17 protein-coding genes are annotated in these 11,597 nt (G+C 52.8%); 5 read left to right on the top strand and 12 right to left on the bottom strand.

Features of this window, described 5'->3' with window-relative positions:
- Positions 1–85: 85 nt before the first annotated feature.
- The 4 genes from MWU62_RS18710 to MWU62_RS18695 are packed head-to-tail and all read left to right on the top strand — an operon-like array spanning position 86 to position 2,663.
- The gene (locus tag MWU62_RS18710; protein ID WP_247115367.1) at positions 86–376 is read left to right on the top strand and encodes an IS66 family insertion sequence element accessory protein TnpB; all 291 of its coding nucleotides are present in this window, start codon (positions 86–88) and stop codon (positions 374–376) included.
- On the top strand, positions 373–717 hold the full coding sequence (gene tnpB / locus MWU62_RS18705) for an IS66 family insertion sequence element accessory protein TnpB (RefSeq protein WP_016915087.1): 345 nt from the start codon (positions 373–375) through the stop codon (positions 715–717). Before MWU62_RS18710 ends, tnpB (MWU62_RS18705) begins: the two co-directional genes overlap by 4 nt.
- Before the next feature lie 28 nt (positions 718–745).
- Positions 746–2,398, top strand: a complete 1,653-nt coding sequence (locus tag MWU62_RS18700; protein ID WP_247115368.1) for an IS66 family transposase — start codon at positions 746–748, stop codon at positions 2,396–2,398.
- A complete protein-coding gene (locus MWU62_RS18695; RefSeq protein WP_247115369.1) occupies positions 2,388–2,663 on the top strand; it encodes a hypothetical protein in 276 nt (91 codons plus the stop codon). Before MWU62_RS18700 ends, MWU62_RS18695 begins: the two co-directional genes overlap by 11 nt.
- A gap of 100 nt (positions 2,664–2,763) precedes the next feature.
- Here MWU62_RS18695 and MWU62_RS18690 read toward each other — a convergent pair whose 3' ends face one another.
- The 7 genes from MWU62_RS18690 to MWU62_RS18660 form a co-directional block, all read right to left on the bottom strand.
- Positions 2,764–3,849 carry a glutathione S-transferase family protein gene (locus MWU62_RS18690; RefSeq protein WP_247116248.1) on the bottom strand — a complete coding sequence of 362 codons (1,086 nt, stop codon included), beginning with the start codon at positions 3,847–3,849 and terminating at the stop codon, positions 2,764–2,766.
- Positions 3,850–3,909: 60 nt separating this feature from the next.
- Positions 3,910–4,242: a hypothetical protein gene (locus tag MWU62_RS18685; protein ID WP_247116247.1), complete on the bottom strand. Its 333-nt coding sequence runs from the start codon at positions 4,240–4,242 to the stop codon at positions 3,910–3,912.
- A 77-nt stretch (positions 4,243–4,319) separates the two neighbouring features.
- Entirely contained in the window at positions 4,320–4,901 is a 582-nt protein-coding gene (locus MWU62_RS18680; protein WP_247116246.1) for a zf-TFIIB domain-containing protein, read from the bottom strand.
- A gap of 18 nt (positions 4,902–4,919) precedes the next feature.
- Positions 4,920–5,306, bottom strand: a complete 387-nt coding sequence (locus tag MWU62_RS18675; protein ID WP_247116245.1) for a DoxX-like family protein — start codon at positions 5,304–5,306, stop codon at positions 4,920–4,922.
- Positions 5,299–5,736, bottom strand: a complete 438-nt coding sequence (locus MWU62_RS18670; protein ID WP_247116244.1) for a thiol-disulfide oxidoreductase DCC family protein — start codon at positions 5,734–5,736, stop codon at positions 5,299–5,301. The genes MWU62_RS18675 and MWU62_RS18670 overlap by 8 nt, the downstream gene beginning before the upstream one ends.
- Before the next feature lie 100 nt (positions 5,737–5,836).
- Positions 5,837–6,532 carry an aspartate/glutamate racemase family protein gene (locus MWU62_RS18665; RefSeq protein ID WP_247116243.1) on the bottom strand — a complete coding sequence of 232 codons (696 nt, stop codon included), beginning with the start codon at positions 6,530–6,532 and terminating at the stop codon, positions 5,837–5,839.
- Positions 6,533–6,581: 49 nt separating this feature from the next.
- Entirely contained in the window at positions 6,582–7,208 is a 627-nt protein-coding gene (locus MWU62_RS18660; protein WP_247116242.1) for a LysE family translocator, read from the bottom strand.
- A 175-nt stretch (positions 7,209–7,383) separates the two neighbouring features.
- On the opposite strand from MWU62_RS18660, the gene MWU62_RS18655 reads away from it, so the two are divergent.
- Positions 7,384–8,511 (top strand): zinc-binding dehydrogenase, encoded by a 1,128-nt coding sequence (locus MWU62_RS18655; protein ID WP_247116241.1) that lies wholly within the window; start codon positions 7,384–7,386, stop codon positions 8,509–8,511.
- A gap of 35 nt (positions 8,512–8,546) precedes the next feature.
- Here the strand turns inward: MWU62_RS18655 and MWU62_RS18650 are convergent, their stop codons facing one another.
- From MWU62_RS18650 to MWU62_RS18630, 5 genes are all read right to left on the bottom strand, one after another.
- The gene (locus MWU62_RS18650) at positions 8,547–8,747 is read right to left on the bottom strand and encodes a hypothetical protein (protein ID WP_247116240.1); all 201 of its coding nucleotides are present in this window, start codon (positions 8,745–8,747) and stop codon (positions 8,547–8,549) included.
- 187 nt (positions 8,748–8,934) lie between these two features.
- Positions 8,935–9,210 (bottom strand): hypothetical protein, encoded by a 276-nt coding sequence (locus tag MWU62_RS18645; protein ID WP_247115369.1) that lies wholly within the window; start codon positions 9,208–9,210, stop codon positions 8,935–8,937.
- Positions 9,200–10,852 carry an IS66 family transposase gene (locus tag MWU62_RS18640; RefSeq protein WP_247115368.1) on the bottom strand — a complete coding sequence of 551 codons (1,653 nt, stop codon included), beginning with the start codon at positions 10,850–10,852 and terminating at the stop codon, positions 9,200–9,202. The genes MWU62_RS18645 and MWU62_RS18640 overlap by 11 nt, the downstream gene beginning before the upstream one ends.
- A 28-nt stretch (positions 10,853–10,880) precedes the next feature.
- A complete protein-coding gene (gene tnpB, locus MWU62_RS18635) occupies positions 10,881–11,225 on the bottom strand; it encodes an IS66 family insertion sequence element accessory protein TnpB (protein ID WP_016915087.1) in 345 nt (114 codons plus the stop codon).
- Positions 11,222–11,512 (bottom strand): IS66 family insertion sequence element accessory protein TnpB, encoded by a 291-nt coding sequence (locus MWU62_RS18630; protein WP_247115367.1) that lies wholly within the window; start codon positions 11,510–11,512, stop codon positions 11,222–11,224. The genes tnpB (MWU62_RS18635) and MWU62_RS18630 overlap by 4 nt, the downstream gene beginning before the upstream one ends.
- Positions 11,513–11,597 lie beyond the last annotated feature (85 nt).

The following is an 11,597-nucleotide window of genomic DNA, read 5'->3' as shown; positions in this document are numbered from 1 at the left end:
GTAAGCGTTCATTCCAAGACGTCCTGCCACCTCGCTGAAATTCGCCCTACAGTAACCTCACATTTTCCAACACGAGGTTACCCCCATGAGAAAGCACCGCACGTCAGAACAGTGGCAGTCCCTGGTCAATCAACAACGTGATAGTGGTCTGTCAGCACCGCAGTTTTGCAAACGGGAGAGTATCGGTTACGCCAGTTTCTGCAACTGGCGTAAGCGCCTTTCTGACCCGTCGACGGATGAGTCATCAGGTTCCGGTGAAGCCGGTTTTCTCGATCTCTCGTCGTTGATGGGCAACTCTCCATCCTCCGGCCCAACCTGGAACATTGTGCTCAGCCTGGGCAACGGTGTGGAGTTGCGGCTGAGCCAGAACGGATGATCGGGCTCGATAGCCAGGCCCGGATCTGGCTGTGCACCGAGCCCACCGATATGCGCAAGTCGTTCCGGGGCTTGAGCGCTCTGGTCCGGAATCAGCTAAAACACGATCCACTCAGTGGCCAGTATTTCGTCTTCGTTAATCGACGTAAAACCCAGATGAAGATGCTGTACTTTACGGCCACTGGATATTGCCTGTGGGCCAAGCGCCTGGAGCAGGGACAGTTCCGGGTGCCGTTGTCCGCCTCCGGTCAGCGAGCCCTGACCCTGACGGATCTGCAGCTGCTGATTGACGGCATTGAGGTGCAAAAATACCGTCAATTCAAGCGTTTTCGAGGGGTATAAACTGTGCGGTTCCGGTATAATATCAGCCATGAATTCAACGGCTTCCACTCCTCATTCCAACGCAACTTCTGACTCGGCTCTGGCCGAGGAGAATGCGTTGTTGCGGGCGCAGCTGGATGCCCAAACGGAAGCGATTCGGCAGCTGACCCATCAACTGGACTGGTTCAAAAAGCAGCTGTTCGGCCCCAAATCCGAGAAGCAGGTCTATGACCTACCGGGGCAGGATGACCTGTTCCAGCCGGAGGACGCCCCCACGCCGGAGAAGCCTGCTGATGAAGAAAAACGCATCATTAAGGCCTACCAGCGCGGCACCGGCAAAAAGCAGCGGGACGACGACTGTCTGAACGACACCGGCCTGCGCTTTACCGCCGATGTGCCGGTGGACGTCATTGAACACCTGCCACCAGAACTGACCGGCCCAGAGGCCGACCAGTACGAAGTGATCGGCAGCAAGACCACCTACCGGCTTGCCCAGCGGGCTTCCAGCTATGTGGTGCTCAAGTGCGAACGTCCGGTGTTCCGTCGTAAGGGAACCGAGAAGCCGATGACAACTCCGGCTCCGTTCAATGTGCTGGACAATAGCCTGGCCGATGTCAGTCTGCTGGCCGGGTTGCTGGTAGACAAGTTCCAGTTCCATCTGCCGCTGTATCGTCAGCATCAGCGTATTCAGCAAGCGGGTATTACCGTGAGCCGCAGTACCCTTACGAATCTGGTTAAGCGTACCATCGACCTGCTTCGGCCCATTGTGGATGCACAGACCGACAGCGTCTTGCGCAGCCGGGTGCTGGCCATGGACGAAACGCCCATCAAGGCCGGCCACCAGGGCCGGGCAGGCCCGCAAAAAGGCAGGATGAAAACCGGCTGGTTCTGGCCGCTGTACGGCGATGCCGACGAAGTGGTGTTCACCTACTCGAACAGCCGCGGGCGTGCCCACATCGAAGACGTCCTCAGCGAATCGTTCAGCGGCACTCTGATCAGTGACGGTTACGCGGCTTATGCCCGCTATGCCGCCGCTCAAAAAGATATTATCCACGCCCAATGCTGGGTGCACAGCCGCCGTTACTTTATCGAAGCGCAGAAGGATCATCCGGAGAAGGTCTCCGACGCACTGCAACAGATCGCGAAGTTATACCGGAATGAAGAGGCCATCAAAACTCAGGGGCTGACGGGTGAGAAGAAACGCCAGTACCGGCTGGATCACTCGAGGCCGGTGGTCAGCGGCTTCTTCCAGTGGTGTCGGGATCAGTTGGAACAAGGTGGCTTGGTGCCCAGCGATCCACTGACCAAGGCCCTGAACTACGTGCTGAGCCGCGAAGCCAGCCTGACCGTGTTCCTGGAAGACCCCGACGTACAGCCAGACACCAACCACCTGGAACGGGCCTTGCGGCCCATCCCAATGGGCAAGAAAAACTGGATGTTCTGCTGGACTGAATTGGGTGCGGAACATCTGGGGATCATCCAGAGCCTGATCAGCACCTGCAAGCTGCACGATATTAACCCCTACACTTATCTGGTGGACGTGCTGCAGCGAATCAGCCAGCATCCGGCCAGTGAAGTCAGCGACCTGACGCCCCGACTCTGGAAAACTCGATTCGCAGAGAACCCATTACGGGCACTAATCGAACCACGCCATCCTGATCGACAGAGCAAACAACCGGAGGTTAGCGTCCGTGCGCATTGACGACATGAGCATCGAGCAGTTGCTGGAACTGAACCAGATCATCTGCCAGCGCATTGATGAACTGCGGGATCGGGAAAATCTGCAGGCACTGAGTCAGTTGCGGGTTGGCCTGAAGGTGACCTTCGAGGGCCGGGAAGGTCCGGTGTTTGGGATCGTCACCAAGATTAACCGCAAGAGTGTGATCGTGCTGGGCGATGATGGCAGGACGCAGTACAAGGTCTCGCCAGAGTTACTACGGCCACTTCGTGATGTGAAGAAAAAGTAGGTCAACTACGTCGTGGAATGAACGCTTACTTTTGATCTGCATTGAGATCACTATCATCCCGAGAAAACCCGCGCCTATAAATTATATGGCAGCCTGGGCTCTAGTTTTTCTGCAGTCGAGCTCGTTTTAACTCTACCTTGACCGGGAGGGGCTCCGAGAATACGGAGTCAAAACCCAACTCCTTAATAAACACTTTAAGCTCTGTAGGCTCTGTGTCTACTTTTTGCTTTATTCGCTGCACCATCCAATAAGGATAGCTCAGGTTGTAGCGGGTCTCGGATTCGCCCTCAATGGTTAGCGTAGAGTCTCCAAAGCGCGGTGGTATCCGGTCTTTTTCAGGATGTTTCTCTGCCCAGGCTTTCGCGCCCTCAATAGATTGTTCTAACAGCGGAGCGTGCAGTGAGGCCATCGTCTGCATTATTGGAGTCAGTGTTTCAGGTATTTCATCATTTGGGGGAAGGTCTTCAAGAGGCTGGTCGAATGCCCCATTCATTGCCATTAGCCAGATATACAGGTGATCGTATTTTCTAATTAAATCTACCGGTTCAGGGTCTCGATGCAGGTGGGCGTATAGTTGGCCGTAGAGTGCAAAGTCTCCAATGGTAGGTTGGCCACCTAACAGGAACTTGCAGGCCATAAAATGCTGATCCAGCTGGGATAGAAGGCTTTCAACCGCGACCTCCAGCTTGGGCTCCATTTTCTTGGTGATGCCCAAAATTGGCAAATAGCCTGACATCTTCCCGGCGAATTTCTTAGCGACAGTGCGCTGTACGAAGCCCGGAAAATAGGGCAGTGCATTTTTACCAAATTCGCCAATGATAAACGTCAAATTACCCTTGTGGTTCCAACGGTAGTGAAGGGAGGCCATGGGTAACCATTCATCAGCAAACAGCTCCACCAACATGCTGGCAAAGGCTTGCTTTGGCGTTTCTGGAAAAACGGGCTTATGCCGGTTTTCCATTTCATAAACGTCGATAATATGGCTTGAATCCTGTAGCACCGTGCCATCAGGCCGAAATACAGTGGGCATTATTATTTTGCCAACCGCAGGCTGCACCTTTCTGAACAGTGTGTGAGCGTTGGGTGGTCTGTAGTCATAGGGAATGTTTTTATAGTTAAAGTAACTCCGTACTTTCGCGGTGTACGGGGAAACATCCCACCCCAAGAGCCGGTCTTTTTTAGCCATCTTATTCTCTTTGTTTCATGTTTTTGGCCGATGTTGCGCTGATATTCATAGTGCAAACCACTAAATGATCTCTTTTACGATCATGTTACGAACCAACTCAACGGCATCTCGATCGTTGCCCGCAACCGCCACCCAGACCTTGCTTTTGCCTTCTCCCATAGCCAGACATTTTACGACCACCCGGTTGCCTTTGTAGGTGCCATAAATGCCTTGTTTGTTCTCGACCTGATTTTCCAAGCCAATCTTCTGAAGGGTAAATGAGCTCTGAATTTGACAAGCTGCTGCAGACTTGTCGAGATCTTTAAACCATGACCAAAGCTCTGGAGCTTTCTGGGGCTCCTGAGCAAAGCATGAGCCACTGAATAAAACCAATGCCAGAATCCACTTTTTCACACTTATTCCTTGTCTTGAAAGTTAGCCTTGTCCCAGGCATTTAGAATCTACTTCAGGCAGCTCAGATGTGGATTGTGTTAATCCGAGCCTATGAATTGAACGATGGCTGATTTCTTTTCATGGTTTTTAAGCCAGTCTCTCACTTCTACAGCTTTCGCTGCATCGTCTTCATCAACGATTCTTTTTAGGCGCTCAACCTTCATGGATTCCATCCTTGCCCCTCGCACATTCCTTTGCCACTGGTCGGTAAAAACCTTGGGAAGCTTGTGGGCAAGCTCTAATGACTTGAGTAGCTTCCATTCACTGTCGTCCAGCCATGCTTCATCACAAAAACTACAAAGATCAATACGGTTTTTGTGGTCGCTCGATATAGAGAATTTGGTCATTATTTTGCTGCACTTTGGACAACAAAGAGCGGTTTTGGCATCGCTTTCCACAGTGACATCTGTGTCAATTTTCTCACTCTCGCCGATGGGCTGGTTCCTCTCCGCCCAATCACGATAGTAGAGCAGTGACAGCAAAGAGCCCTCACATTCCGGGCACCCCATAACGGCAAGTCCTTCTTCCATTCTCGTAGGCTTCAAATCAATATTTCTACATTTGGGGCACTGCATAATGCTTCCTTCTTTTAAAAAATCCTGATGCGTGGTGTGCAGCATACTGAGGTGCAGCGTTAACTATCTCTCGGTCACTTGCAGAAGATGCAAACTGGCGATTGAAAGCGCGGCCACAGCAACATTTGTTGTTACAGGGTTGAACGCGCCACCCAGAAGCATGGGCTGAACCAGCATTACGAATGCCAACAACCCTACCATTGCGACTAATGTAAGCAGTATTGGCCAGCGCTGCCGCCAAAATATCAAGATAGCAACGGCCATGGCAATCTCTAACACCCCAGCGACAGTGGCCAACTGAACTGCCTCAGAGCGTGAAAACCCTACAGGCATGCTCATTGCCAGCTCATCCTTATGGGGGTAAAGCAATTTCGGAATCAAGCCTTGATAAAACCAGATAAAAGCAATGGTGCCCCGGCATATTGCGTAACTTAAAAGTGGACTATTCACCCAAAAACCTTGAATCATGATCTTTGTTGGGGATGACACAAACATCATAGCGACCGAACAGCTTGTAGCGGTTTAATGCAATTCGGTCGTATAGCCAGTCTCGAATCACTGATGGCACAACCCAACCAATACAGGCCAATGGCCACGGCCATGGCAGTTCACGCATTACCCTGAAAAAAGCAGCAGATTTGGTATAAATATTCGGCCCCTCAGCAAGTAGCATGGTGTCGTAGTAGTCCGTCGGGAAACCGTGGGACCGAAGAATCGCCTGGCCTTCAGGTGATTGAACGGTCGCTAATTTAAATCTACGTTTCCTGTCGAACCTAATGAGGAAGCCTGCCCATGCGGCGCAAAGTCGACACACCCCATCGAACAAAACCACAGGCTCCTGCGTAGCAATATTTGGTTGAGATCGCGGTTTCTGTTTCATAGTAAATTTGAGTTATTGATGTTTTCCTTCGGCATGATGGAAACAGACTCAAAGCCCGGATCTGCGATAACTTGGTCTGTAATACACAGGCAGTCTCTGGCTAAATCCTGCCCAAGGCATACTGAACCGCCTGCTCGGCATGTATTTCTGTGGTGTCGTATAACTTAACCTCAGTATCCGAGCTTTGGATCAAAAGGCCAATCTCCGTGCATCCCAAAATTACTCCCTGCGCACCGCGTTCAGCCAATGATGCGACAACATAGAGGTACATGGCTTTTGAATCAGGCTTGATCACGCCTTGGCACAACTCATTGTAAATTACCGAATGAACACGCTCTCTTTGAGACTCATCTGGCACAACAACCTGGATACCATGGTCCTGAAGACGCCCAAGGTAAAACGTCTGCTCCATCGTAAATCGTGTTCCTAACAGTCCTACACAGGCTACCCCATCTTTTTTGAGCACGTTGGCCGTGGCATCTGCGATGTGGAGTAGGGGGATGTTCACTGAACGTTCAATTTGGGGAGCGACTTTATGCATGGTGTTCGTACAGAGAACCAAAAATTCTGCGCCTGCCGATTCAACCGACTGGGCGACTGATCCCAGTATCTCGCCTGTTGCTTGCCAATCCCCTTGGTGCTGCAGCGCCTCAATCTCCGCGAAATCCACGCTGTTGAGAACAAGCTTTGCCGAATGGAGGCCTCCGAGTTCATCTCTTACTCGTTGGTTGATCAGGCGGTAATAAGTCTGAGTTGACTCCCAGCTCATTCCACCAATTAGACCTATTGTTTTCATGGGAAACCTCGGTGTTGTCAACTTGGTTGTGGAGGATCCTGTTTCAGGTTTAACGTTCGCTTACCGCGAGCCTGAGAGCCAAGCCGGCAAATACCGTTCCGGCGATGCGGTTCATAATGATTTGAGCTTTGGCAGAGCCTTTTAACCGTTCACCGATAAAACCTGCAAACCATGCCACTGCGCCGAAGACCAATATGGTTGATCCTATAAACAAACCGCCGAATATCAGCATTTGAGTGGTTATTGAGCCTCTGGAAGGGTCGGAAAACTGTGGAAGGAACGCCAAGAAAAATATCGCCACCTTAGGGTTGGTAAGATTCATTATGATCCCGCGAGAGTAGAGCCTCTGCCAAACCAGATTTTCGTTTCCTGTCTGCTCTAAGGTTGCAGTGCCTGCCCGGAAGGCTAGAAATGCTAGGTAAAGCAAATACACAGCCCCCGCTATTTTCAGAATATTAAAAGCCAGCGCTGATGTTTGAAAAATGGCAGAAACACCCAGAGAAACCGCCGCAGTATGCACTAAAAGCCCGGTGCACAAGCCTAGAGTAATCAAAATGCCCGCTTTTCGGCCGTGCAATGCAGATTGTGTGAGAACAAAGATGTTGTCCGGGCCTGGTGTAAGAGCGAGAGCTATGGAAGCAGCCAGAAAGATTGAAATCGTTTCAACGGGTAGCATTCGATAGATTTCCTGTACTGCCTGATACCATTGTTAGGTGCCTCCTTCACAAAACACGAATGCCGCTTGTTGGCCGCAATCCCTTTGGTGAAGTGCTAATCTGACACTAGTTTTCCGCTACGATCAAACAGTTCAGCAAAGTGACAGACAACCTGCCTCTTTTTAGGAGAAAAAAATGTCGGACTCCAACATCGAACTTATTTCCACCATTACCGAAGATAACAAACTGGAACTTGCCCTTCGCGAGATCGAGATTCCCCAGCCCGGCGAAAACGAAGTAGTCATCCGAATCGAAGCCGCCCCTATAAACCCGTCTGATCTGGGAGTGATGTTCAGCGCAGCGGACATGACGACGGCCAGCCAATCCGGCAGCGCCGATTGCCCCGTCATCCGTGCCGATGTGCCGGCCAAATTCATGGGTGCCGTTAAAAAGCGGGTTGGCAAGGCTATACCTGTAGGCAACGAAGGGGCGGGGACAGTTGTAGCTGCAGGCTCATCTGCCGCGGCGCAAAGCTTGATGGGCAAAACCGTTGCGTTCATTGGCGGTGGTAGCTACCGCCAATATCTCTGTGCCAAGGTGCAAAGCTGTCTGGAACTAGAGCCGGGTACGACGGCAGCCGAAGGCGCTTCAAGCTTTGTGAACCCGCTGACGGCATTAACCATGGTCGAAACCATGCGTGCTGAAGGTCACAAGGCCATCGTTCACGCTGCCGCCGCCTCTAACCTCGGGCAAATGCTCAACCGCATCTGCATCGCCGACGGCATCGACCTGGTGAATATCGTCCGCAAGCCAGAACAGGAAACATTGCTGCGCGAATTGGGTGCCAAATACGTGGTTAACTCCAGTAGTGACAGCTTTATGGCAGACCTGACCCAAGCACTGATCGTAACCGGCGCGACCATCGCGTTCGACCCTATTGGTGGCGGTAAATTGGCCAGTGACATTCTCACCTGCATGGAAGCTGCCGTGTCTCGCAACAGCACCGAGTACAGCGTGTATGGAACTGACATTTATAAACAGGTCTATATCTATGGTGGGCTTGATCGCGGCCCCATCACGATAAACCGTAACTTTGGTTTTGCCTGGGGTGTGAACGGCTTTTTACTGTTTAATGCATTAGGAAAACTGAGCAAGGAAACCGCCATTGCCATGCGCAAACGCATAGCCGCCGAGATTAAAACCACCTTCGCCAGCCACTACACTCACGAAGTATCTCTGGCGGGTGCTTTAAAATTGGATGCGATGGCGGTTTATGGCAAACAGGCGACTGGGGAGAAGTACCTGATCAAACCGCAGAGCTGATGTTTGATGTTGGCAGCACGGCCATCCCAAACTTGTCACAACGTTTGCATCAAGACGAGAAAGCCAACAGCGAAGTAGATAAAGATGAAGCTGTAGTACAGGAGTGGGCTGTCTTCTTTCGTGTAGAAATTTGATTGCAGGCCTCGAGAGCCTGCAATCACTTTCCCACTGACCAATCCCCAAACTCCAACCCCGATCGAGATAATTCCAAGCAGCATCAGCAATGGCTTAGGCATCTACATAACTCCCGAGCTGTCAGCCGAAATACAGAGCTTATGTGACGCTGTGACAGAGTACGCGTTCATAATCCACACTCTTTCCATTTAATGCAGAAGGCAGCGGCGGGCGTTAGCGCGTCCGCTGGCCTGACTTGATAGCAGAGAGGTTCTTGAACGTAAGCGTTCATTCCACGACGTAGTTGACCTACTTTTTCTTCACATCACGAAGTGGCCGTAGTAACTCTGGCGAGACCTTGTACTGCGTCCTGCCATCATCGCCCAGCACGATCACACTCTTGCGGTTAATCTTGGTGACGATCCCAAACACCGGACCTTCCCGGCCCTCGAAGGTCACCTTCAGGCCAACCCGCAACTGACTCAGTGCCTGCAGATTTTCCCGATCCCGCAGTTCATCAATGCGCTGGCAGATGATCTGGTTCAGTTCCAGCAACTGCTCGATGCTCATGTCGTCAATGCGCACGGACGCTAACCTCCGGTTGTTTGCTCTGTCGATCAGGATGGCGTGGTTCGATTAGTGCCCGTAATGGGTTCTCTGCGAATCGAGTTTTCCAGAGTCGGGGCGTCAGGTCGCTGACTTCACTGGCCGGATGCTGGCTGATTCGCTGCAGCACGTCCACCAGATAAGTGTAGGGGTTAATATCGTGCAGCTTGCAGGTGCTGATCAGGCTCTGGATGATCCCCAGATGTTCCGCACCCAATTCAGTCCAGCAGAACATCCAGTTTTTCTTGCCCATTGGGATGGGCCGCAAGGCCCGTTCCAGGTGGTTGGTGTCTGGCTGTACGTCGGGGTCTTCCAGGAACACGGTCAGGCTGGCTTCGCGGCTCAGCACGTAGTTCAGGGCCTTGGTCAGTGGATCGCTGGGCACCAAGCCACCTTGTTCCAACTGATCCCGACACCACTGGAAGAAGCCGCTGACCACCGGCCTCGAGTGATCCAGCCGGTACTGGCGTTTCTTCTCACCCGTCAGCCCCTGAGTTTTGATGGCCTCTTCATTCCGGTATAACTTCGCGATCTGTTGCAGTGCGTCGGAGACCTTCTCCGGATGATCCTTCTGCGCTTCGATAAAGTAACGGCGGCTGTGCACCCAGCATTGGGCGTGGATAATATCTTTTTGAGCGGCGGCATAGCGGGCATAAGCCGCGTAACCGTCACTGATCAGAGTGCCGCTGAACGATTCGCTGAGGACGTCTTCGATGTGGGCACGCCCGCGGCTGTTCGAGTAGGTGAACACCACTTCGTCGGCATCGCCGTACAGCGGCCAGAACCAGCCGGTTTTCATCCTGCCTTTTTGCGGGCCTGCCCGGCCCTGGTGGCCGGCCTTGATGGGCGTTTCGTCCATGGCCAGCACCCGGCTGCGCAAGACGCTGTCGGTCTGTGCATCCACAATGGGCCGAAGCAGGTCGATGGTACGCTTAACCAGATTCGTAAGGGTACTGCGGCTCACGGTAATACCCGCTTGCTGAATACGCTGATGCTGACGATACAGCGGCAGATGGAACTGGAACTTGTCTACCAGCAACCCGGCCAGCAGACTGACATCGGCCAGGCTATTGTCCAGCACATTGAACGGAGCCGGAGTTGTCATCGGCTTCTCGGTTCCCTTACGACGGAACACCGGACGTTCGCACTTGAGCACCACATAGCTGGAAGCCCGCTGGGCAAGCCGGTAGGTGGTCTTGCTGCCGATCACTTCGTACTGGTCGGCCTCTGGGCCGGTCAGTTCTGGTGGCAGGTGTTCAATGACGTCCACCGGCACATCGGCGGTAAAGCGCAGGCCGGTGTCGTTCAGACAGTCGTCGTCCCGCTGCTTTTTGCCGGTGCCGCGCTGGTAGGCCTTAATGATGCGTTTTTCTTCATCAGCAGGCTTCTCCGGCGTGGGGGCGTCCTCCGGCTGGAACAGGTCATCCTGCCCCGGTAGGTCATAGACCTGCTTCTCGGATTTGGGGCCGAACAGCTGCTTTTTGAACCAGTCCAGTTGATGGGTCAGCTGCCGAATCGCTTCCGTTTGGGCATCCAGCTGCGCCCGCAACAACGCATTCTCCTCGGCCAGAGCCGAGTCAGAAGTTGCGTTGGAATGAGGAGTGGAAGCCGTTGAATTCATGGCTGATATTATACCGGAACCGCACAGTTTATACCCCTCGAAAACGCTTGAATTGACGGTATTTTTGCACCTCAATGCCGTCAATCAGCAGCTGCAGATCCGTCAGGGTCAGGGCTCGCTGACCGGAGGCGGACAACGGCACCCGGAACTGTCCCTGCTCCAGGCGCTTGGCCCACAGGCAATATCCAGTGGCCGTAAAGTACAGCATCTTCATCTGGGTTTTACGTCGATTAACGAAGACGAAATACTGGCCACTGAGTGGATCGTGTTTTAGCTGATTCCGGACCAGAGCGCTCAAGCCCCGGAACGACTTGCGCATATCGGTGGGCTCGGTGCACAGCCAGATCCGGGCCTGGCTATCGAGCCCGATCATCCGTTCTGGCTCAGCCGCAACTCCACACCGTTGCCCAGGCTGAGCACAATGTTCCAGGTTGGGCCGGAGGATGGAGAGTTGCCCATCAACGACGAGAGATCGAGAAAACCGGCTTCACCGGAACCTGATGACTCATCCGTCGACGGGTCAGAAAGGCGCTTACGCCAGTTGCAGAAACTGGCGTAACCGATACTCTCCCGTTTGCAAAACTGCGGTGCTGACAGACCACTATCACGTTGTTGATTGACCAGGGACTGCCACTGTTCTGACGTGCGGTGCTTTCTCATGGGGGTAACCTCGTGTTGGAAAATGTGAGGTTACTGTAGGGCGAATTTCAGCGAGGTGGCAGGACGTCTTGGAATGAACGCTTAC

It is taken from the genome of Marinobacter sp. S6332, from assembly GCF_023016045.1.
Lineage (GTDB): Bacteria > Pseudomonadota > Gammaproteobacteria > Pseudomonadales > Oleiphilaceae > Marinobacter.
The sequence above is the reverse complement of the archived record's forward strand: the minus strand, read 5'-3'. Positions and strand labels throughout refer to the sequence as shown.

Bases quoted from the DNA above. Each gene is read 5' to 3' on its own strand.
- MWU62_RS18710 (WP_247115367.1), top strand. From the start codon at position 86: ATGAGAAAGCACCGCACGTCAGAACAGTGGCAGTCCCTGGTCAATCAA.
- tnpB (WP_016915087.1), top strand. From the start codon at position 373: ATGATCGGGCTCGATAGCCAGGCCCGGATCTGGCTGTGCACCGAGCCC.
- MWU62_RS18700 (WP_247115368.1), top strand. From the start codon at position 746: ATGAATTCAACGGCTTCCACTCCTCATTCCAACGCAACTTCTGACTCG.
- MWU62_RS18690 (WP_247116248.1), bottom strand. From the start codon at position 3,849: ATGGCTAAAAAAGACCGGCTCTTGGGGTGGGATGTTTCCCCGTACACC.
- MWU62_RS18680 (WP_247116246.1), bottom strand. From the start codon at position 4,901: ATGCTGCACACCACGCATCAGGATTTTTTAAAAGAAGGAAGCATTATG.
- MWU62_RS18670 (WP_247116244.1), bottom strand. From the start codon at position 5,736: ATGAAACAGAAACCGCGATCTCAACCAAATATTGCTACGCAGGAGCCT.
- MWU62_RS18665 (WP_247116243.1), bottom strand. From the start codon at position 6,532: ATGAAAACAATAGGTCTAATTGGTGGAATGAGCTGGGAGTCAACTCAG.
- MWU62_RS18660 (WP_247116242.1), bottom strand. From the start codon at position 7,208: ATGCTACCCGTTGAAACGATTTCAATCTTTCTGGCTGCTTCCATAGCT.
- MWU62_RS18655 (WP_247116241.1), top strand. From the start codon at position 7,384: ATGTCGGACTCCAACATCGAACTTATTTCCACCATTACCGAAGATAAC.
- MWU62_RS18650 (WP_247116240.1), bottom strand. From the start codon at position 8,747: ATGCCTAAGCCATTGCTGATGCTGCTTGGAATTATCTCGATCGGGGTT.
- MWU62_RS18640 (WP_247115368.1), bottom strand. From the start codon at position 10,852: ATGAATTCAACGGCTTCCACTCCTCATTCCAACGCAACTTCTGACTCG.
- tnpB (WP_016915087.1), bottom strand. From the start codon at position 11,225: ATGATCGGGCTCGATAGCCAGGCCCGGATCTGGCTGTGCACCGAGCCC.
- MWU62_RS18630 (WP_247115367.1), bottom strand. From the start codon at position 11,512: ATGAGAAAGCACCGCACGTCAGAACAGTGGCAGTCCCTGGTCAATCAA.